Annotated in this window: 20 protein-coding genes; 8 read left to right on the top strand and 12 right to left on the bottom strand. The window is 54.8% G+C overall.

Annotated elements, in window-relative coordinates:
• Positions 1-106 precede the first annotated feature (106 nt).
• The 3 genes from ACAW74_RS15865 to ACAW74_RS15855 form a co-directional block, all read right to left on the bottom strand.
• Positions 107-2611 carry a glutaminase family protein gene (locus ACAW74_RS15865; RefSeq protein WP_370699185.1) on the bottom strand — a complete coding sequence of 835 codons (2505 nt, stop codon included), beginning with the start codon at positions 2609-2611 and terminating at the stop codon, positions 107-109.
• 212 nt (positions 2612-2823) lie between these two features.
• The gene (locus ACAW74_RS15860) at positions 2824-3525 is read right to left on the bottom strand and encodes a hypothetical protein (protein ID WP_370699184.1); all 702 of its coding nucleotides are present in this window, start codon (positions 3523-3525) and stop codon (positions 2824-2826) included.
• A gap of 54 nt (positions 3526-3579) precedes the next feature.
• A complete protein-coding gene (locus tag ACAW74_RS15855; protein ID WP_370699183.1) occupies positions 3580-4254 on the bottom strand; it encodes a hypothetical protein in 675 nt (224 codons plus the stop codon).
• Positions 4255-4430: 176 nt separating this feature from the next.
• On the opposite strand from ACAW74_RS15855, the gene ACAW74_RS15850 reads away from it, so the two are divergent.
• Together ACAW74_RS15850 and ACAW74_RS15845 are read left to right on the top strand one after the other, a co-directional pair.
• Positions 4431-5045 (top strand): RNA polymerase sigma factor, encoded by a 615-nt coding sequence (locus tag ACAW74_RS15850; protein WP_370699182.1) that lies wholly within the window; start codon positions 4431-4433, stop codon positions 5043-5045.
• Positions 5038-6783, top strand: a complete 1746-nt coding sequence (locus tag ACAW74_RS15845) for a hypothetical protein (protein ID WP_370699181.1) — start codon at positions 5038-5040, stop codon at positions 6781-6783. The genes ACAW74_RS15850 and ACAW74_RS15845 overlap by 8 nt, the downstream gene beginning before the upstream one ends.
• Positions 6784-6887: 104 nt before the next feature.
• Here the strand turns inward: ACAW74_RS15845 and ACAW74_RS15840 are convergent, their stop codons facing one another.
• Positions 6888-8057, bottom strand: coding sequence for an acetyltransferase domain-containing protein (locus tag ACAW74_RS15840; protein ID WP_370699180.1), 1170 nt, complete (start codon positions 8055-8057; stop codon positions 6888-6890).
• 150 nt (positions 8058-8207) lie between these two features.
• Here ACAW74_RS15840 and ACAW74_RS15835 point away from each other — a divergent pair, with 150 nt between their 5' ends.
• The 5 genes from ACAW74_RS15835 to ACAW74_RS15815 all read left to right on the top strand — a co-directional run bounded on the left by ACAW74_RS15835 (position 8208) and on the right by ACAW74_RS15815 (position 10266).
• Positions 8208-8393: a hypothetical protein gene (locus ACAW74_RS15835; RefSeq protein WP_370699179.1), complete on the top strand. Its 186-nt coding sequence runs from the start codon at positions 8208-8210 to the stop codon at positions 8391-8393.
• A 50-nt stretch (positions 8394-8443) separates the two neighbouring features.
• Positions 8444-8653 carry a hypothetical protein gene (locus ACAW74_RS15830; RefSeq protein ID WP_370699178.1) on the top strand — a complete coding sequence of 70 codons (210 nt, stop codon included), beginning with the start codon at positions 8444-8446 and terminating at the stop codon, positions 8651-8653.
• 106 nt (positions 8654-8759) lie between these two features.
• On the top strand, positions 8760-8930 hold the full coding sequence (locus ACAW74_RS15825) for a hypothetical protein (protein ID WP_370699177.1): 171 nt from the start codon (positions 8760-8762) through the stop codon (positions 8928-8930).
• A 4-nt stretch (positions 8931-8934) separates the two neighbouring features.
• Positions 8935-9270, top strand: coding sequence for a LytTR family DNA-binding domain-containing protein (locus ACAW74_RS15820; RefSeq protein WP_370699176.1), 336 nt, complete (start codon positions 8935-8937; stop codon positions 9268-9270).
• 123 nt (positions 9271-9393) lie between these two features.
• Complete coding sequence (locus ACAW74_RS15815; RefSeq protein WP_370699175.1) at positions 9394-10266, top strand: mechanosensitive ion channel family protein; 873 nt, start codon at positions 9394-9396, stop codon at positions 10264-10266.
• A 21-nt stretch (positions 10267-10287) separates the two neighbouring features.
• On the opposite strand, the gene ACAW74_RS15810 is transcribed toward ACAW74_RS15815, so the two are convergent.
• The 7 genes from ACAW74_RS15810 to ACAW74_RS15780 form a co-directional block, all read right to left on the bottom strand.
• Positions 10288-10863: a Maf family protein gene (locus ACAW74_RS15810; RefSeq protein ID WP_370699174.1), complete on the bottom strand. Its 576-nt coding sequence runs from the start codon at positions 10861-10863 to the stop codon at positions 10288-10290.
• A 60-nt stretch (positions 10864-10923) separates the two neighbouring features.
• Positions 10924-13533: a DUF5686 and carboxypeptidase-like regulatory domain-containing protein gene (locus ACAW74_RS15805; protein WP_370699173.1), complete on the bottom strand. Its 2610-nt coding sequence runs from the start codon at positions 13531-13533 to the stop codon at positions 10924-10926.
• Between the two features lie 337 nt (positions 13534-13870).
• On the bottom strand, positions 13871-15358 hold the full coding sequence (locus ACAW74_RS15800) for a hypothetical protein (protein WP_370699172.1): 1488 nt from the start codon (positions 15356-15358) through the stop codon (positions 13871-13873).
• A 162-nt stretch (positions 15359-15520) separates the two neighbouring features.
• On the bottom strand, positions 15521-16183 hold the full coding sequence (locus tag ACAW74_RS15795; RefSeq protein WP_370699171.1) for a phosphatidylserine decarboxylase family protein: 663 nt from the start codon (positions 16181-16183) through the stop codon (positions 15521-15523).
• Positions 16184-16408: 225 nt separating this feature from the next.
• Positions 16409-16882, bottom strand: a complete 474-nt coding sequence (locus tag ACAW74_RS15790) for a SitI3 family protein (protein WP_370699170.1) — start codon at positions 16880-16882, stop codon at positions 16409-16411.
• Positions 16883-16884: 2 nt separating this feature from the next.
• Entirely contained in the window at positions 16885-18438 is a 1554-nt protein-coding gene (locus ACAW74_RS15785) for a CdiA C-terminal domain-containing protein (protein ID WP_370699169.1), read from the bottom strand.
• A gap of 211 nt (positions 18439-18649) precedes the next feature.
• A complete protein-coding gene (locus ACAW74_RS15780; RefSeq protein WP_370699168.1) occupies positions 18650-19924 on the bottom strand; it encodes a Glu/Leu/Phe/Val family dehydrogenase in 1275 nt (424 codons plus the stop codon).
• Positions 19925-20252: 328 nt separating this feature from the next.
• On the opposite strand from ACAW74_RS15780, the gene ACAW74_RS15775 reads away from it, so the two are divergent.
• Positions 20253-20636 carry a TraR/DksA family transcriptional regulator gene (locus ACAW74_RS15775; protein ID WP_370699167.1) on the top strand — a complete coding sequence of 128 codons (384 nt, stop codon included), beginning with the start codon at positions 20253-20255 and terminating at the stop codon, positions 20634-20636.
• A 93-nt stretch (positions 20637-20729) separates the two neighbouring features.
• On the opposite strand, the gene ACAW74_RS15770 is transcribed toward ACAW74_RS15775, so the two are convergent.
• Positions 20730-21059 carry a hypothetical protein gene (locus ACAW74_RS15770; protein ID WP_370699166.1) on the bottom strand — a complete coding sequence of 110 codons (330 nt, stop codon included), beginning with the start codon at positions 21057-21059 and terminating at the stop codon, positions 20730-20732.
• Positions 21060-21104: the final 45 nt, after the last annotated feature.

The raw sequence follows: 21104 nt of genomic DNA, 5'->3' as shown, positions 1-21104 counted from the left end.
TCTAGCCAGGACGCTCCAAGATCCCTCCTGACGTCGGGATGACAAAAAAACATAAAGCTCTATTAATCAGAGCGCTTTCTTACTCAATAACACAAAGGAACGGTTGTTATTTCTTCGCCTTGAACTCTTTTTCCAGCATCTTGATGTAATAGCCGCCCACCACCGAGCGGGCCTGAAAACCGACCTGTTTGGCATCGGTGGTTTCGTGCCAGTCGGTTAGGGGGACGCGGGAGGGCGTCTCGTTGGCAAACTTCCAGACGGGCGCGATCAACGCCTGAAAATCCTTGTCGGAATCGGCCATGGTGGCGGTCCACATAATCCAGTCCGATTTGGTGTAAGTCTTGCGGCTGTCGAGCGGCAGGCCGTAGGGTTGCTGCTTGGTCAGGTAATAGGCGATTTCCTGTTGCGCCACCGCTTTGGGGAAGATGTTCAACCCCAGCAATTTGTCCCAAACCAGGTTGTATTTCTGGCTCCAGGTATCGGCGCTGTTCTCAAACGTCAGGTCGTAGTGCTTGTTGTCGGCGGCGAGTTTTTGCCAGCGGGTAGCCATGTCGCGGGCAATGCTCAGGTACGTGTCGGCGGTTTTTCGATCGCCTTGCATGGCGGCCATCTGCCCGTAGGCCGCAATACCCAGAATTGCCTTCAGTGACAGGTTGGCGTTGCGGGCCAAGTGACCAGCGAAGTCGTCGGTGCAGAGCTGATTGGCCGGGTCGAAGCCGTTATCGCGCAGGTAGTTTACCCAGGTCGTCAGCACGAGCCAGTGCTTTTTGGCGTAGGCGGCATTGCCCTGCGCTTTCACAATCGCTGCCGTCAGCAGGAGCATGTTGCCGCACTCTTCCACGGGCATGTCTTCGCCGTAGGTTTGCCCGTTGGCCTGTGGGTACGTGCCCACGTCGTGTGCGGCAAAGGGTTTGGTCCAGCGGCCACTTTCCGAGTACTGAAAAATCGGTTCGGTCATGCCCGTCAGCAGGGTGGGATTGTACAGCAGGAATAAGGGGGCTGATGGGTACGTTACATCCACGGTACCGATAGAACCGTTGCTGAAGTTTTCTTTCGAAAAGAAGAACACCTCGCCTTTCGGGCCCGCCACGATTTTGTGCGCCGCAATTGCCTGCCGGTAGGCGAGCGCACACAGATCGGCGTATTGTTTACCGCCCGCTTTCAGGGCATCGGCATACAGTTTCTTGTCGAAAGCATCGCTCTGCTTCACCAGTTGGCCATAATCGGCTTCGGCCGTGCGTAGCAGAGCGGGCATATCGGTTTTGTTGTCGCGCCGCCACCAGGGCCGCAGGTTCTGTCCGAAATACTGTACCGAATACTCATCGTCGTACGCCAGCATGATGTGCCTTTGTTCCACTGTTTTTTCCAGATGCTCCATTGGCAAACTCACAGCCATTCCTACATCGCTGGCCGACCCAATTAGCTGTGCTTGGCTGGTCGATTCAGTGACGCCCTGCCCGATGAAAGCCCGTTTCAGATCAACCAGGTTACCCATCGCTAGCTGAGCGGTTGTCTGGGGTGGCACGGCCAGATACGCATAGCCCCAGTCGATCCGCACGTTGTCGCCTTTGCGCTGAAGAACAGGCTGTTGTTGCGTACCAACCCGCATCCAGTGAACGGTATTCCAGGAGGGGGTCATGTTCGCACTGGCTACCACATCCTGCCCCGGCGTATGCGTTGCCAGTGTACCAGCCACACTCAGGTAGAGTTGCGCGGTATGCATCTTGCCATCCGTAGAGCCCGCCGTGACTGTCAGGTACGTGATGGGACGCGCGGCAACGTCGATGTTGTTGAGCAATAGTGGTGATAGAAAGCTGGCCGTCAACGACACCGGTCCCGCCAAGAAGGTATAGTTGGTTTGGGTGGCCGTGACCGTCACGCCAGTCTGCGTAGCTGGGGTCAACCCGGCCGACGTGGGTGCCGGTACGATCAGGCCCACGTCGATGAACGAGCCGCCGCGCGGGCTTACACAATGCACCGCCAGCACGTTCCGACCTGTGCGCAGGGCTTTCTGGCCCGCCGCCGACAGGGGCAGATTCACGTATTCGCTGATGTAGTCGGCCTTTTCCAGAATGAGCGAGCCGTTGAGGTACACCTTCACGTCGTCGTAGTGGTTAATCGACAGCAACATGGCCGAGGGGTCGCTTTTTCCGTCGTAGTCAAACTCGCGGCGGTAGTAGATACCGTCGGGATTAGTGCGGACATTCCGCCAGCGGGTTTTGGCTTCGGGCGTGTCGCCAAACGGCCCCATGCCCGACTGCCAGCCAGTCGCGTTGAAATCGGGGGCCTCCCAACCGGCGGCGGGTTTCGAAAAGGTGTATTGAGCCGGATAAGGTTTCACTTCGCCCGTGGCCAGGATCGTGCGGTAATTGGTCGGGATAGCACCGAGGAATTGATAGGCTTTGCCATCCACCCGAATGACACCTTCCAGCGACTGCGCCTTGCCCGTCCAATGGCGGGTGGGCGACTCCGTCAGTTTGTCGGTAGTACTCCAGACGCTGAAATACGGTTCGTGGGTAATGAGCGGATAAGCGGGCGGACGCAAGGACTGGGCTTGGACAAACCCGGCAGAGAGACAAACTGATAAAGAGAAGGCAAGGCTACGTAGCATCGCAAACGTTGGTTTTAGGACGAATACGACCCGCTATCAAACAGCCTGGCGGCTGATAGGGCAAGGTATACTAGCGTAAGTCGCAACACAGCCATTTTACCCTTAACCATCGCCCGGATAATTGGCTTCGAGAAACCGCAATTGAAACCCACCGACACAAAAAAGCCCCTACTAAGAGGGGCAGGGGCTATCATCATAGGTTAAGTAATCGATCAACCACCATTGCCGGGACCGCCAGGCCCGCCACCGGGGCCACCAGGGCCTCGTTTGGGTGCCTGAAGGTTGCCGTTCACGTCGAAGTGGGCGTCGCGGGTTTTACCGTTCAGCGTATAGCGCACATCGTAGAACAGCACAGCGCCGGTTGTGGGGTCGGTAACCACTTCAGCCTTCACGAACGTATAGCCGGCAAAATTGGCCGTCATGTAATCGAGTACCGGCTTGGGCAGTTTGTCGATGGTGATGTCGGTCCGGACGGGGGGCGTTGGCGTGAAGCTCTTGGGTCCGCCGGGGCCTCCGCCGGGGCCATGTCCTTTCGGGCCGTTGCCGGGGCCAGCCAGTACGGTGCCCGCTGCGTCGAAGTGGAGTTGCCGCTTCTTGCCATCGAGCGTAAACTGAATCTCGTAGAAAGTCGCGCCGGTAGGATCGGTGCCCTGCTCGGCCTGCACAAATACGTAGGTTGGGTACGTCTTGGCCAGATAGTCGAAAATAGCCTGCGGTACCTGCGCTTTGTCGATCAGGGTTTCGCTACAGGGTTTACCCGTGACGCCCGTAGCGTTGTTGGGATTACCCAGCCGGGCCAGTGAACTAATCACCGCGGTGGCCTCGTCGTCCTGCGGATCGAGTTTACTGTTCTGCTGGGTACAGGCCGCTACGGCGACGAGCAGCGCCAGCCCGAATAAGAGTTTTTGGAGCATAGTGGTTTAGTGAATTGGAGAGTGGTTATATGAAACGCGTATTGGGTAAGGTGATTAAGACGTAGACGGTCGACGCCAGCGGGGCGGGGGCACGGGATCGTGTTCAAGCAGTTGGGTGTGCAGGGCACTGCCCAGCAGTTCGTGTGCCAGCTCGTTGAGATCATCCGTCGTATCAGTCTGGAAGAGCAGGCTTTCCTGATTGAGTGTCGAGGCTACATCGAAACAGGGAATTCCCCACAGCCGGGATTCATCGAGGAAAAGCGACTGGGTTAGCGTTTGCTGCAACGACGACGCGCGGCGTTGCGGCAGTGGTGGTACCATCAGCGTACGGTTGCGATAGGGCTGCGCCAGCATGAGCACCGTGGCCAGCTGATGCCGAAGCACACGCATGGGAGCCGTCTGATGCCGCCGCATCCATAAATGCAACTGACTGATCTGCCGCTGTAACCACGTACCCAGAACCCGTCCGGGTTGGCTGATGGGGTAACGAACCGGCCATTTCTCCTGTAGTTCGGCATCGCCCAGTTGCAGAAGCAGGTAGTCGTAGTCGTACAGTTTCAGCCTCGACAGCAACGTGGCCGCTTCCGGCAACGTCAGGGGCCCATACTGATCGACCTGTACCGCGTAGCCATCGGCCCGGAGCCGCCTGATCAGCTGGCCCACGTAGCTTTTGCGGTCAGGCAGGCCAGGCCCGTAGGCTTGTATTCCACCCAGTATAAGTATATTCATTGTCCTATCGATCATTTGCCAATCGTTACGCGGCGGGCCGGGGGAGCGTTGCACCAGACGCTCAACGAATTGTTGTGTTTTTTTCGATCGATTTAGACCCGGAGGCTGCAACGCTTCCAGGCGTTATGGCGTAAGAAAAAATGACTTCTGATTATGGACCTTAGCTACTAACAGGCTTGCTGTTTCGCCGAAAATCTACGTTTACCGATAACGACCTGCTGAGTGTTATCGAGGCTTGCCGAGGCAACGACGTTCGCGCGCAACGAACGCTGTTTCGGCAATACTATAGCTATGCCAAGAGCATATGCCTGCGCTACATGGCGAATGTCGATGAGGCCGACGATGTGCTGAACGAAAGCTTTCTGAAAGTGTTCCAGCATCTGGGTTCCTACGACTCGGCGCTGCCGTTCAAGGCCTGGCTCCGCACTATTGTGGTGAATACGGCCATCAGCTACCACCGTAAATACCACAAACTCGACACGATCTCATCGACCCCGGCCAACCCGGCGCACACGCCGCCCGACGTCGCCAATACCGACGAGTCGGTGGTGGATCGCCTCTCGGCCGATGAGATTCTGAGTCTGGTGCAGCAGTTGCCGCCCGTGCCCCGCACCGTGTTTATGATGCACGTGGTCGACGGCTACAGCCTGCGCGAAGTGGCCGACAGCCTTAATGCCAACGAGGCCACGGTGCGCTCCCATTTTCTGCGCGCGCGGCTTCGGCTTCAGGAATTAGTTACGATGGCCCACCGGTCATCTCATCCACAGTCTTCTTCCCGCTACTATGAATAAGGACCGTTTTGACGACGCACTTCGGCGAAAACTGGAGGAGGTCAATCCGCCATTTCAAGAAAAAAACTGGACGCAATTGCAGCGGTTTATGGCCAGCCGGGGTTTTCCGCCTTCGATCTGGCATGCCCCCGTGCATTGGCTGCAACCCGCCCTCACGGCCGCGGCAGCCGCCAGCCTGCTGGTCGTGTCGATCTGGCAATACCGCACCAACCAAACCCTGAACGACCGCATTCAGACACTGACCACCACGGTGTCGAAGCTGGAACAGGTGCAGACGACCCTGCAAAAGACCGTTACGGACATTGCCAGCCAACCCCGCCCCGACACGGTGTATGTGGTGCAGCGCGTGCCGGTGGCTATGCCATCGCAACTGGAGCCGGATGGTGGGGCAGGTACGTTCGCGCCTGAAGGCAGTGTATCAGGTACGTCGCTGTCGCGCGCTGCCGTTCCGCAGCGGGTGTTGCCCAATTCAGTGCCAAATCCGGTAGCCGAGCCGAACGCCGCCGACGCGCCAGGTACGTTGCCTGCCGAACGCTGGTCGACCCGAACGGGTCAGCCGCAGGGTGCGTTGCCGCGGGCTACCGACGAACGAATTGTGGCAGCCCCTGCCTCGCCGCCCGAGTCAGCCGTTACGGTGCCCGACGCCGGTGTGTCGCCGAGCAACCCCGAACGCACCAACGCCTTCCCAGCCGATCGGGCAGCCGCCGACCGAACTGTTGTTCGGAAGGGCAACCGGCGGACGTCGTTGGCGCAGCGAGCCTCACCCAACTCGGTGGGCAATCAACCGTCAGGTACGTCCAATTCGTCAGTTCCCAATTTGTCAACGCGTTCCTCATCCCCTCTTTCGAATGAAACACCTGTTTACACAAACGCCAACCCGGCGAATCGGGTAACCAACTCAAGCGGCGCGGGGTCATCAGCCGCCGCCCCCACTCAGCCAACAGAGACTTCGTTTCTGGCAACGGTTAAATCGGTTGATCGGATTGCCAGTCTAACGCAGTCCGGCGAGTTTGCCGATAACTGGCAGCGGCGACTACGGCGGGTGCGGTACCGGTCGCCCTACGCCCCGGCTCTTGCCGACGTTGCCACGGTAGCCCCCGAGAAACGCACCAACCCAACAAGTCTTCGCTGGCGGCTGGGCGTAGGCGGCGACGCAACCACCGCGATGACTACGTATGGAATTTACGGCGAACTGGTCGTTAATAACCAACTAACCATCAGCGCGGGATTTGGGCAGGCAACTTGGTCGGGCGACTCATACCAGACAGAAATTCAGTTCAGCGAACGCACCAAGCGCGATTTCCGCCGCGAATACCCCGACGAGATGTCGGCGGGCAACATGGGACCCGGCAACCCATTCCCGATGGTACGCAAGTTTTATGACATCAACCGGACCGCCTCGGCCCTGCTGATACCTGTTCAGATTGGCTATCGGCTGCCTATCGGACAGAAGTTTTTCCTGACCCCGTTCGTTGGAGCAACGATTGGCCTTGCCCCAAGCGAGACCGTGAGTTTTGCCTACGAACGCGTCCCGCGCGACTACGAACACCGCAACACTACCTATTCGCGGCCTGTCGGGCTGTATAGCAGTTGGACGCTCGGCGCGGGTCTGGAACGGCAGGTTGGGCCATTCGTGGCGCAGCTCAGCCCCTTGATATCGGTACCGGTCATGGGGCAACGCAGCGGCCTGAACGCCTCATCGGTCGGCCTGCGCGCCAGGGTTTATTATCAGTTTTGAGTTTCGTGTTCACCGGTCGACGTCTGTTTGAACTGGCCAAATCGGCAGCAGCAGGTTGCTATGTCAACCAGACGTCAACCGGTGAACCCAACTAGCAAACGTGTCTATACGTACCGCAGCCAGCTTACTTCCGGATGAGTTGTTTTGTAGCGACTGTACCAGCGGCACAAGGGATACAGCACCAACACCAGCCCGATCCAGACCCCATACACCACCGGCAGCGATACACCCGCGCCGGGCGGGCGACCAAAGCTGAGCGTGCCGATGGGCAGTTGACTGAGCGAATACCCCTGGATGAGCACCATGACGACCATGCTGATGTGCACTAGATACCAGTGCAGGATATAATAGAACATCGGTACCGAGCCATACACCTGTAACCAGCGCGTAAAGGCATTATCGGCTCCTTCGGCCAGCGCCAGTATCAGCAGCATCAGCCCGATCATCAGCAGGCCATACAGCAACGAGGGTGGGTATTTGCTTACGTTCAAAAACGACAGCAGCGTAAACAGGCCGGTTGGCTGAACCGCCCAGGGCGCCGGGTCGCCGTAGCCATTGAACAGCCGGAGCAGCACAAAACCCGCCAACGTACCTAGCCCTACCTGCCACAATAGCCGCCGGCGCTGGGCGAGCGGGCGCTCAAACAGGGGGCCGGTGGCGTAGCCTACCAACATGAGCCCCAGCCAGGGCACCAGCGGATAGGCCACCAGCATTGAAAAAGCCGGACTGATGGTAAAGAGATTAGGCCGGAACAATACCGACCAAATTACTTGCCCCCCCTGCGGCGTACTGGGTGGCAAATTGGGTACGAGCAGATGACCGGCTACGATCACAGCGCCCAACACCCCAACCCAGCGAACCGGCAAACGCGCCAGCAGCGACAGCACCACCAGCCCGCCACCAATGGCGAAGATGACCTGCAACATGATGGTGCGAAACTGAATATCGAACCAGAAGGCGAAGTTGATCAGCGTTAGTTCGAGCAGGAGCAGCACCAGCCCCCGCTTCAGCAGAAACCGCCGCGCGGCTCCTCGCGCCGTAGCTCCACTGCGCCGCTGCAACGACAGATAAGCCGACGTACCTGACAGAAAGACGAACGTAGGCGCGCAGAGGTGCGTGATCCAGCGGGTGAAAAAAAGCTCTGGCGTGGTCGTCGCCAGGTCGGTTGGGTTTTGCGTCAGCGCGGGCAGATGCAACAGATCGCGAACGTGGTCGAGGGCCATAATGACCATTACTAACCCACGAGTAATGTCGATACTGGATATACGATGCATAACGAGGAATAGGAACGGTAGCAATATATCCCCAAAAACGGGCAGTTCCTCCCATTCTTTAGGCTGTTCATCCCAACTACTTTGTCCAATGTGAGGTCATGCTGTAGGTTTGGATCGTCAGTCAACGACAACACACTCAACTTTCCTTTTATGCAGCCTGCATCGATTATCAGAACCTTCGCCTGGATCGTGATCTTCCTGGGCTCTCTATCCGTTGTGGCGCTCATCCGACGCAATTTGACCCCGCATTCGCAGGTAGCGCACGTTGCCCGGACGGTCTCCACTCAGGCATTGTATGCCGTTTATCAGACCCGCAGTCTGGTATTGCCAGAATGAACCGGCCCAACCAACTTTGGGGTTGTTTAACCATCCCAACCCTAGTTGCTGTGCCCAAGAAACCCGCCCCGCCTCCCCTACCTTCGCGCCCTCAGTTGCTGCTGGCAACATTATGCCTGCTGGTGGGTGTTTTTTCGGCCTTGAAAGCCACAGTTGATTACGTAGCTACGGGTACGTTAAGCTGGTATCTGGTTGTACTCGCGCTACTGGGCCTGGCGCTGGGCGGACGTACCCTGCGCCGACTAAAAGACAATGCATAGATACCCATTACGCCTAGATCAATAACCTTAGTTGCTGATTATCGCCTTTTAGGAAACCTAGACAAGGAGAAATCTTGTATATTAGTAGACTTTCCTCTTTCAGGCTATGATCCGTACTGATCTAATCAAGCTGCTTGGCTTTGTGCTGGGCCTTCAACTTATTTTCGCCGCTTTACATTACTTTGGCGGCTACGAAGCGTCACCTGCCGTTACAGGCGGTGTAACAGCGGGCCTTCTTACCACCTATTTTGCCCGGAAACGGCGCAAGCAAGCGTAACCCCATGCCTCTTCCCGACGGACAACAACCCCATGAACTTGTTGTGACCAATACGCAGGACGAACCCACTGGTCTCGACCTCAACGCGGTGCTTTTTGTTGAATCGGAAGGGAAATCAGCGGTTTTTTATGAGGCCGACCGGCGCGTGGTGACCCGTATGCGTTTCGCCGACGTGCTGTCGCTGTTGCCGCCCGATCAGTTCATGCGTATTCATAAATCGTATGCCATCAACCTGGCTCATATTCATAAAATTGAGCATGAGCAGGTGCTGATGGGCGACAAACTGCCCGTGCCCCTCAGCCCCGGCTACCGCGACGCGCTCCGGGCACGGGTACGGTAGATCGGCCGTTTGCAGGGTAGTATCCCAAACATCAGGCTCCATACTCCCGTTGACATAAGGTATGTTTACCCGTCTGTATGATCCTGAGCGGGTCATTCAGGCGGGTACCATAACCACCACCTTATGAATTTCCAGAAAGCGGCCTCCCTCATCTACGCTGAGCTATACAGTTGGTTCTTGCAGGCTACCCGGCTGATTCCCAAGCTCGCCGTAGCCATTTTACTCCTGCTCTTTTTTGCCATGCTCTCACGCTGGGTCAGCCGGTGGAGCGTACGTGGTCTTACGCGCGTCAGCAACAACTTATCGCTGGTGAACCTGACGGGGGCCGTAGTGCGGGTGCTGATCGTGGCGGCTGGTTTATTTATCGCTTTAGGCGTGCTTGGGCTCGACAAAACCGTTACGTCGTTGCTGGCGGGGGCGGGCGTCATTGCACTGGCGGTGGGCTTTGCCTTTCAGGATCTTACGGCCAACTTTATTTCGGGCACTATGATTGCGCTGGCGCGCCCCATCCAAGTGGGCGACACCGTCGAGACCAACGGCTTTCTGGGCAAGGTCCTGACCATCAAACTCCGCTCGGTGGTGCTCGACAACGGGCAGGGGCAAACGGTGGAGTTACCCAGCAAAGACGTCTTTCAGAAACCGATCATCAACTATTCGCGGCTGGGGCAGCGCCGGGTCGAGCTTGTGGCGGGGGTGTCTTATCTCGACGATCTGGATAAAGCCCAGCAGATTGCACTGTTGGCTGTAGGTACGTTGCCGTTTGTGTTATCGACACCCAAACCCGAGTTCAACTACCGTAGCTTCGGGGATAGCGTTCAATTCTCGCTGCTATTCTGGATTCACCCCACCGCCACACCCTATTCGATTGCGCTGAGCGAAGCCATGAAGGCCCTGAAGCTGGCGTTCGACAAACACCACATTCTGATGCTCTTTGCCGGCCATACCTTCGACCTGAAACAAAAGCTGGGCTGGAATCCGGAGCCGCCATCGGCTTAAACCATGCCCATGTTTGGCAGGTCAGGCCGCGAAGGTTTTCAGGGCCTGATACACCCGGTGTGTGGGCAGCCCCATGACTGTGTAAAATGACCCTTCGAAGCGATCGATGCCTACCAGTCCAACGAAATCCTGCGCTCCGTAGGCTCCGGCTTTGTCGAAGGGCTGGCAAACGCGGATATAATAATCGATTTCGGCATCGGTCAATGGGGCAAAATGCACCGTGGTTTCGTCAGTAAACGACACAATCCCTTCAGGCGACAGCAGGCACACGCCTGTACGAACCCGGTGTGCCCGCCCACTCAGGCGGCGGAGCATACGCTGCGCTTCAGGTACGTCGGCTGGTTTGTTCAGAATCTGGTCATCGACGATCACCACCGTGTCGGCACAGAGGATAATGCGCTCGCCCAGATCGGCCTCAAATTCAGCCGCTTTTTGCCGGGCCAGGTATTCGGCGACGTCATCCACAGGCATATCGGCCGGGAAAGATTCGTCAGTTGGGCGCGTTTCGATCGAAAAGGCAAACCCGGCATCGGTCATAAGTTGCCGCCGCCGGGGCGATCCGGATGCCAGAACAAGTGGGTATTTGAGGGAAAACATAGCCGCAAAAAACGGCATTTATTGGCGTTTTTTGTCATTGACGGCGAAGCCTAATGACCTTTAAAAGCTTACTTCTATGCCAAATTTCAGTACGAAGCGATCGGTGCCGGGCTTGAGGTAGTTGAGGCGGTGAATCGCTTGCAGGCGCAAAATCTTGAAGATGTTGCTGATCCCGTAGCCCACTTCCACATACGGTACGTCCGGATCGAGATGCCCGAAATTGATATATTGCCCGTCGGTGCCAGGTTGCGGCGTAGGGCGTGGCATGTTTTCGAACCGGCGGCTTTGGTCGCCGCGCGCCCCCCAGAGTACATCGGCGTTCGTCCAGAGGCGCCAGTTCAATTTCTTGATCAACGGAATCCGGTTGAACAGCAGGCCATCGAAACCGTGTGCCCAGTGTACGGTCAGGAAACGGTCGCTGACAAACTCAAAGAAATCGAGTCGGTTGAAGGTGTTGGGCGCGTAGAAAGCCGTGGGGTTACCCAGGTGCGTAAACTGTAACACTGCCGGAAGGCGCGTGGGTGTGTAGCCTGCCTGAAGGACGTAGGATGACCGACCCAACTTACCGAATTTCAGCGTCTGAAACGCGCGGAATGAATAGCGTTCGTAGGCAAACGTTCCCCCAAACATGTGGCCGCCGCGGGTGTATTTCAGCCAGAGGACAGGCGTACGCTTGGTGGCAATCGGAATGCGTTCGTTACCATCCATGATGTAGGTTTCCTTACGCGCCAGCCGAATTTCTGCCGACCAGTAAGCATCGTTATACGTCCGGGCTCGGGGCGACTGATCGCCGCGATCCGGGTCAATCAGGTATTCGTAATCGAACGTAGGGGTAAAGGTTCGGTCGCCAATCGCGGCAGTCAGCATAATACCTTTCAGCGGTTCGTGCCGAATAAACGCCTCCTGCGCACTGGTATAGTAGCCTCCCCGATAGCGGCCAAATCGGCTGAACGCGTAGAATACTTTATTGCCGTTGATCAGTTCGGGGGTAAAACCTAGCCGCTCCAGGTCATAGCCTGCCTTCACGCCCATGATGGTCCACTTTTGCCGAGACAGGATGAAATCACTCTCGACACCCCATTTGAACTTACCGTCGTAGGTACCATAAGCTCCGTACGCCCGCAGGACTACACTTTTGCTGAAGTTCCCGTTGGTGCGGAAGCCCAGCCGCATCCTGAGCCCTTCGATATCGTTGAAAGCCAGCGCATATGGGTATGGCCCCCAGTCGACTCGCCCTTTCCGATACCAGCCCGTCGTGGCAATACGCGTCAGCAGTTCGACCGTTCGGATGGTAGGTACGTTCCGGATGGTATCAATCTGGCTCTGTACTTTTCGGTCATTGACACTAAGCGAATCTGCCCCGCCCAACTCGCGTCGTTTCTGTTCCCAATACGCGTTGTCTTTGCGGGCTTCTTCCTCTTCATCACCGGCCAGTTCCTCCAGCGGAGTCGTATTCGTTTGGGCCGTGTCGGAGACGGCCACCGTTCGGTCGTAGTAAGCGAGTGGCTTGGGTTTGTTGAGCAGGAAATTGCTGTTGTGGGTTACCTGTTGCGCCAGCGCCCCGATCGAATTTTTGCCCACCCCATAGAGTTCGGCGGTGGTGCGCAGGGCCACGGGCATCCAGCCAATATTATTGCCCAGCGAATCGCGGGCCGGTTCAAGTTCCTGCTCGATTTCCAGCCGCCGCACGTAGTTCAGGTTGGCTTCGGCCCCCACTTTAGCCTCGATCATGGTGAGGGCAAACGTGGTGGTGTCGATAAACATCTTACCCGTAAACAGCAGATCCTGCTTGTTTTTGGGGTCGAACTGAATCTCGTAACAAACGAAATTACCGATTTTGGTGGTATCGGCCAGATACATCGAATACCAGCCTTTCCAGTCGGCACCTACGGGCGAAGCAAAGTCTTTGCCCAGCACGCGGATGTAATTCTGGTAGAAGTTGTAGCTGAGTGAGTTCCCCCCCACAAATTGAGCGAGCACTTCCGGCTCGACAATCTCGATGCCCTTCATGCGCGTTTTCACGATGTCTTCGTGTTTCCGCTCGGGCGATTCCCGATAAAAAAACCGGCTGATCGACTCGGTCATCATCAGGGGCAGAATCCGCCGCCCCAGGTCGTCGGTAACGGAGTCTTTCTGGCTGAGTTCGCTGAGTACTTTCTTAATGAGCGGATTACTACGGAGCTTGTCTGAAATGTGCGTGAGCGACAGGCTGGTTTTTGAGTAACTGTCGTATTCGTAAGCCCGTATCCGGCTGCGGTCGTTCTTATCCAGATTTTTACGCACGTTGCGCAGGATGCCCCAAGCCGGGTTTTCGCCCGCCCGCACGATCACCTCCTGCAAGACTTTACCCGCGGCCGGCAGCCGCAACAGTACACTCTGTTGCAACTTGGTCTTGTTTATGCCAAACCGCTTTACCCCAAAGCCAATGGAGCTCACATACAGCGAATCGGTAAGGCGAGTGGTTTTCAGAGTAAAGAGGCCGTTCTCATCGGTTGTAACCCCTACGTTACGACCCACCAACGCCACACTCGCAAACGGGATCGCCTGCCCTGATTTTGCGTCGACCACCGTCCCGCTCACCACATAGCTCGGTGTCTGCGCTTTAGCCCAGATACTGGCGATTGTTAAGCAGACTAAGAGAATAAATCGAGTAAAGTAAACCTGGCGCATAGATCCGTTAATCACTCTCGCAAATGTACGGTAAGGATATTGGCCGGGATGTTTGCAATTAGGCTGAACCGACCGACCGGCTATCTGAATTGACTAAAAGGTTACCTGAATTGGTTGTGGTTGACGCCAGCGACTTATCCGGGTGAAATTGGGCCTACTAAATTAATACCATTTGGTATAAATCATTAGTTAAAAACCCCACATCAACAGAAATTTTACGATTAAATGCCTAATAATGCCACTACCAAGTAACCTCTTCCCTGCAAGTACGCTGCCAATAAGCTTGTGTTGGCTTAACAACAGCTTACGTATTTGTTTATACGCTAGCCGCTGCCAGCTAGATAAACACCTGATATTGTAGTGTAACCTGTCCTAATCGGCCAGCAGGTACCAGCCGGTTGTTGTCGAGTGCGTTTTGATAGTAGGGTCGATTCTGGTAATCGAGTGTCAGTTTCCCGTTATGGCCTTTGATCAGGTAATTCACTCCCAGGTTGTAGACGCCCAGAGGCTGCACAATACGTTGGTAGGTGGCGAATTGTAGTTGCAGGTAAGGCATCAGAGTACCGTTACCGGGGCCAAACAGGTCTTGCTTCATCAGATAACCCAACTGCCCATACACCACGCTCCCCGTTCCGAACATCGGAAATGCGTTGCCCTGCGTGCCTCCGATACTACCGCCGCCCGGTGCCGAGCCACTGCTGATACCCGTAGCCGGGTTCATGATCCCATTGAAGCGCAGGTAGTTGGGACCGTAGTCGGTTCGAAAATAACCCAGATAGGCATTGATTGCCGTTCCCGCGTTGGTGTTGAGCGGCATATCCAGAAACGAGGCTACAGACCATAACGTCATAGCATGGTAGACGGTGTCTGCAATCGCTGTTTCGCGGGTCCAGGTAGCGTTTTTCTGCGTGATAAATCCCGCTTCCAGGGTAAGCACCTTCTTCTTACCCAGGTACGTTCCCGTCATGTAACCGGGTGTCTGGTTCGACTCGTTGTCGAAAAACTGGTAGATCAGAAAGCCTTGATACTGTTTATGATGTCCTTTAAGCGCAAAGCTGGCATTGGGACCAAGCGCCGGCGGTACGGCCGCGTTGGTCTGAATCGGAAAAGGGTCGCTGACAACCAGTCGGTAATCGATCGGCCCAACCTGCCCGCGGGCATATACGCTCAACTTCCGCGAAAACTCGTCGGTCTGGTCAACGGTTGCCTGCGCAAACACAGGTACGTCCATACCCACAATGGTGCTGACACTCGGCTGGCTAAACCGCGATAGGCCGTTGACGATGGTGAGTCCGCCACCGATTTTGAGGTAGTCTTTGTTCTTAAAGACCAGGTACTCGCCTACCGCATCATGGAAAAACGCCGCCACCTTCCGGTTTGAGGGCGTCCCCGTTGTGTTGAAAGCCGGAAAGCCATTCTGATAATTGAAGTTATTCAGCCCATACTGGACATATAGGAAAAGGTGGTCACTGAGTTGCCCGAACAGTTGGATGCGGGTACGTCGCAGTCCAAAATCAACGGTCTCGTTAGCTGGGTCCTGCACCACCGTCGAGCCGGGATTGCTCTGGTTGTAACGTACCCAGGTCTGGTTCAGCAATGTGGCCTTGACAAAACGCGTACCTGACTCATTCAAATTGATTTTGAGCTCGTTCTTGTCGGGTACCGCCTTTTTGTCCGTCTGATCGGCTGCCTGTGGTGCCCGTTGCGCGGGTGTAGCCGGTTGCCCCACTTGCAGGGAGTCAGTCGTCGAAGGCAGCGGCTGGTTGACTTGTGCATAACCGACAGAAGCGATCAGGCACAGAAGCCCGATAAACAGTTTTTGCATAACAGGTTGCTCTATTTGACCGCAACGCTACCCGACGCTGGTTCGCCTTTTGGCTCAAACCGGTTGGCTGCGCCTCAGAAAGGCATTAAAGTCAACAGGCTCTGCCACCGGGCCGATCGTCGGAACGATTGGACCACAGCTACAGAGCCTGTTGGTTGTTGGTTATGCCAGTTCGGCAACGACCGTTACGCCACCTTTGGTTTTTTGCCCCATCGTGACGTTAATTTTTGCATCGAGTGGCAGATACAAATCAACACGGGAGCCGAATTTGATGAAACCCATTTCTTCGGTTTGCTTTACCGGTTCACCCTCGCGCACGTACCAGACAATCCGCCGGGCCAGGGCACCGGCAATCTGCCGCATTAGCACCTCGATCCCGTTTTCCTGCTTGATTACGACCGTCGTGCGTTCGTTTTCGGTACTCGATTTGGGGTGCCACGCGACCAGATATTTACCCGGATAATAGCGGAAGTAGCTTACCACCCCCGACAGCGGGTTCCGGTTAACGTGTACGTTGAGTGGCGACATGAAGATCGAGACCTGCTTGCGCTTGCTCTTGAAATACTCCGACTCTTCGGTTTCTTCAATCACCACCACTGTGCCGTCGGCGGGGGCTATAACCAGCTTTTCGTCGAGGGTATGTTCGCGTTTGGGGATGCGGAAGAACTGAACCACCAACCCAAAGGCAATCAGGCTCACGACCGCCAGCGCGATCACCGCCGTCTGATTCCCCCGGAATAAAAAGTAATAGGCAAGCAGATTCAGCCCCAGCAGAATCAGTGCCGTTACAAGCATGATGGTATTTCCTTCGCGATGAAAGCGCATAACAGGCAGTTAGTGTTTAACACAGCAAAGTTAGGGCATAAGCGGCAAAGAACCCGCCCGTTCACTCGCCAGACAATAATCCGCAACCTACGACTTTGACCCAGATTGATTTGCTCAACCTCGCCGTCCTCCCTGACAGTTTATCTTCGCACTTTAGCACAGGCGGGCGGTTCTTTATGATTAGGAGCTTCTGGTTCGTGCAGCCTATATTACTTATAATCCTTATTAAGGAATTACTTCGTGCGGGGTGGTAGCTAAAAAGGCAAGACCAGTCGGTGTCTGCCAAATGCCTGCTGAAACTTTTATTGAATAGCGCCCGCCTTTCCTGAATAGATGGATATAGTCATAGTTTAACGTGAGCAGCACATCGTCTTGCATTCGATTCAACAATGCCACAAAAAATCTGAGCATATTTTCTTCCTCCTGCGGCCATTCTAAGAGACGACTTTCGCGTAAGGTAATTGATCGATCACTCTGAAATGGTTGGCTTAACCAATTATCTTCATAGCCGAAGGGGTTATTTCGTTCAGAGAGAAATGCCAGTGAGAAACCAGTCACATCCATGAAATCATCAATCCTAAACCCTGTATCCAAATCCTTATGTTCTGCATAAGGGAAGCTTAGCTCTCTTAGTAGTTGATCGATTAATTCTCTATCAACAGAATCTCCTGCTATTAGGAGAGTGTATTCCACGGCCATAATTATGGAAATATATGTTGAACTTTTCCAACTTTGTTAATAATAATTACCTCTTCTAAGCCATCAATAGGCCAAGTGTCAAATTGCCTTTCGAGCGAGGTTACATCACCGCTCCAATTCTCTAAATTTAATACGACGCGCTGTGCCTGTTTTGTTTTGACTTTTTCCTGAACACGGCTCCAAACGTTTCTGATGGGAGAAGACGAGGCTGGGGTAACGCAGTCCATATCCTTCCCTTCTACTTCATAATCGGCCGTTTTTTGTTTTTTGCCGTCCTTAGTAACAGGCCGCTTCTGAGTTACGTCATATCCCTGCTGTGCCAACAAATCAGCGGCTCGATCTTCTCCATTTGCAGCGCGTTGATTATCATAATCTTTATCTTTCTTTGGTCGCTCTGCTCTTGTTCCTTTTGGCTTTGCTTCCGCATTGGGTAAACCAGACGGTTGAGTGCGAGATGGTCCACTTACCGTCTTCCCTGATGGCTTACCCTCGCTCTTCAGCACAGGCGGATGGTTCGTGTTGGCCGGTGGCATCGTTGCTGGGAAGCCCGGCCCCTCAGGCACAAACTGCTGGCCGCCCCCCAGCCGGTTACGCCAACGCGTAAGTACACCTTCGATAAAGCGCATCCACACACCGGGTTGCCAGCCCGCTTCGGCGATGATCGCTACTGAACGCAAGGACGAGCGCACGGAAAAGAATATATCGATCAGATCCAATAGGCCTTTGGCGGCGGCTTTAGAAAAGAACGTACCTGCCCGTATTAATTCCTGCCGGGTACGTGCCTCGGAGGCAGTTTCGTAATACTGTTTGAATAACTGCATAACCTCCGTCAACAGATCGAACAGCCCCATGGCAGCACCAAATACGGCCAATCCGAGCACGACTGGTTCTCCAAAAAGAAGCACCGCCGCTGTAGCCACTATCACGAAGGTCAGCCCTTCCGGCGTCAGGAAGACCTTTCGTACTAACTCCCATATCTCAACGGCAAGTTGACCCTGTAATCCTTTCATACCCAGATCAGCAGCAGCGATCAGCTTAGCTGTTGCCGACATGCCCACCACGCCAGCATCCGTCAGGTCTGACAGTAGTCCCCGCGCCCCATCCAGGCTACCCGGCCCCGATACCAGCAGCGGAAGTATGGCTGGCATGGTATTGACTAAAGGGCGAAACCAGTCGAAAGCCAGCGGTTGCCAGCGGTGATGTAAGCTGGGTACGTCGATTGTCAGTAATCGACGGCTGTCGGCTACGAAAAAATGACGACGATGCCCACCCAACTCACTGATCTGACGTAATTGCAAACCGGGTACGAGTGTAATTTGTCGTACCACTCGCATGTTATGGCTACTGTGAATATCGTGGGCAGGTGATACAACCCGATAACTTTTCGGTTTATGATGGGTGGTAACGTTTGGCCCCCTGGCAGTACCACTCGCAGGTAACTTGAAGAGTTGAGAATGGTGTACCGCATCGGGAGGCAAATTACGTAACCAACGTAAGGCTGCATTCAATAGTATTTCCTGATTGAGTCGAGCCTCCAGTATAAACTGGTATTCCATGATACGTCAATATTGATTCGGATAGAAGTCGCCGAATCTAGCAAATACATATCACTAATTCCAAATGAAAATGTACTTATAGCATTAACTTATACTTTGTGCGGCGTATACTTATGAGTGTGTCATCATCTGGCGGTAAACAAGAAGGTCGGCCTGTTGTGACAGGCCGACCTTCTTGTTTAGGCTGTTCATAGCTCAACTTAGGTACGTGTCAATAGCCGCCCCGGAACTTGTAAGTGCTCGCCACTTTTTCGATGGCTACCATGTAGGCCGCCAGGCGCATCGGCACCTTATATTTCTGCGAGGTTTCGAACACCCGATCGAAGGCATCTTTCATGGCCCGGTCGGCGCGGCGATTAATCCGGTCGAGCGTCCATTTGTAGCCAATACGGTTCTGTACCCATTCAAAATACGAGACCGTTACGCCACCAGCATTGGCCAGAATATCGGGCACCACCATGATTCCCTTGCTGTTGATGATCTCATCAGCCGATGCCGACGTTGGGCCATTGGCCCCTTCAACGATCATCCGCGCTTGAATGGTGTGCGCGTTTTCGTCAGTGATGACGTCTTCTTTTGCCGCAGGGACCAGCACGTCTACCGGCAGCGCCAGCAGTTCTTCATTGCTGATCTTCTCGGCACCCGTGAAGCCTTCGAGCGTACCTTTGTTACCATTACGGTAATTCATTGCCGCCACAATGTCGATACCTCGCTCATTGTAATAACCACCCGAAATATCACTCACGGCCTGCACGGTCACGCCTCGCTCGTGGAGTAGCTCGGCGGCGTATGAACCCACATTGCCAAAGCCCTGAATAGCGGCCGAAGCCCGATACGGATTCATCCGCAACTTATCCATCGCGCTCAGCGCAGCTACCGTAACGCCACGGCCGGTGGCCTCGGTGCGGCCCAGTGAACCACCCAGCACGAGCGGTTTACCCGTTACCACCCCATTGACAGTCATGCCTTTGGCTTTCGAGTATTCATCCACGATCCAGGCCATTTCGCGCGGGCCGGTGCCCATGTCGGGCGCCGGAATGTCGCGGTCGGGACCAAACACGTCCAGCATTTGGACCGTATAGGCCCGGATGAGGCGCTCGATCTCGCCCGCCGACATGTCGCGCGGGTTGCAGGCGATGCCGCCCTTGGCCCCACCGTAGGGAATATCTACGACAGCACATTTCCAGGTCATCCAAGCGGCCAGCGCACGTACCTCGTCGAGGTGAACGGCAGGATCGAGGCGAATGCCGCCTTTGGCTGGTCCTAAAATGTTGGAGTGAATAACGCGGTACCCTTCAAACACCCGGATGGAGCCATTGTCCATCGTCACGGGCAGGCCCACAATAACCTGACGGGCCGGTACTTTCAGAATATCGTACATCTCGTCGCTGATGCCCACCAGTTTGGCGGCCGCGTCGAAACGCGACATCATTGATTCGAGAGGATTCTCTTTGTCTTTTATTGGAGCGGGTTCGATGTATCCCATTACCATGTGAATTTATCTGAAGCAAAATCGGTTTGTTGACTTTGCCGTAAACATAACAATTCTGTAAGAGATAAAGATAAAAGCCTATTTTATCTACAAATCGTTAAATAAATGATAAGCGTATATTGTATTCCGGCGGGCCGATTTAACCGAACACTTCCCTAGCGACAGGCCAGATTGCAAAAGATTACTTTGCTGATAAGCGAAAGGTCAGTTTGCTAATTTTATAAAAAATTTGTGACGGAGGGCTTACTTATTGAAAAAGACCCCAACCTGATTGTATTTTTGTTGTACGATCACCCGGGATTCCCACTTAGACAACCTAATAATGGTGCAGGAAGAGAAAAAGCGGTATTCAGAAGACGAGTTAAAAGAATTTGAGGAGCTGATTTCGCAGAAACTCGAAGCAACCCGCTCTGAACTGAATTATATCAAGGAAGCGCTCAGCAAACGGAACGACAGCGGCACGGACAATACATCAGGTAACTCAAAGTTGCTGGAAGATGGCGCCGATACCAGCGAGCGCGAAAACCTGAGCCAGTTGGCCGCCCGCCTACAGAAATTTATGAATCAGCTTGAGCTAGCTATGGTTCGTATCAAAAATGGTACGTACGGCATCTGTATCGACTCGGGCAAGCTGATCCCGAAAGAGCGGCTCCGAGCAGTGCCGCACACCCAGCAGACCATCGAAGCCAAACTACGCAGACGGTAGTTGTCTGTTAAGCAAACGAGGACCAAGCATTCGTGCCGCTACACTGATGGTAGCCCGCACGAATGCTTGGTCCTTATTTGTTTGGGGGTAATGTTATTCTTCGGTACTGCGGTTCCAGTCGGCGTCCGCTACATGAGTGGGCGCAGCCGGATCAACCGGCGCCTGCCCCCATGAGGCGCGCTTATTCTCATCGATATCGGCTTGCGAGGGGCCATCCGTTTCGGCGATCGTTTCGCGGGCATCTTCCAGGGCGTCAACCGCCGATGGTTGCTCAGCTTCTGCTTCTAGCTTCGACGGCAGTTCGCTGGTCAGGTCGCGGTCGTATAACTGAGAAAGCTCCGGCGCAAGCCCCATCGGGCCATGAATTTGTTGATCAGCGTGCGAGTTGGAGTTTTCTTTCCGGGTTTTGCTGGTAAGGCTCATAACGTTAGTTGTTTTGTTGTTAGGGTATTAAGTAAATTCAGGTAG

This window comes from Fibrella musci (assembly GCF_041321105.1).
Taxonomy (GTDB): domain Bacteria; phylum Bacteroidota; class Bacteroidia; order Cytophagales; family Spirosomataceae; genus Fibrella; species Fibrella musci.
The sequence above is the reverse complement of the archived record's forward strand: the minus strand, read 5'-3'. Positions and strand labels throughout refer to the sequence as shown.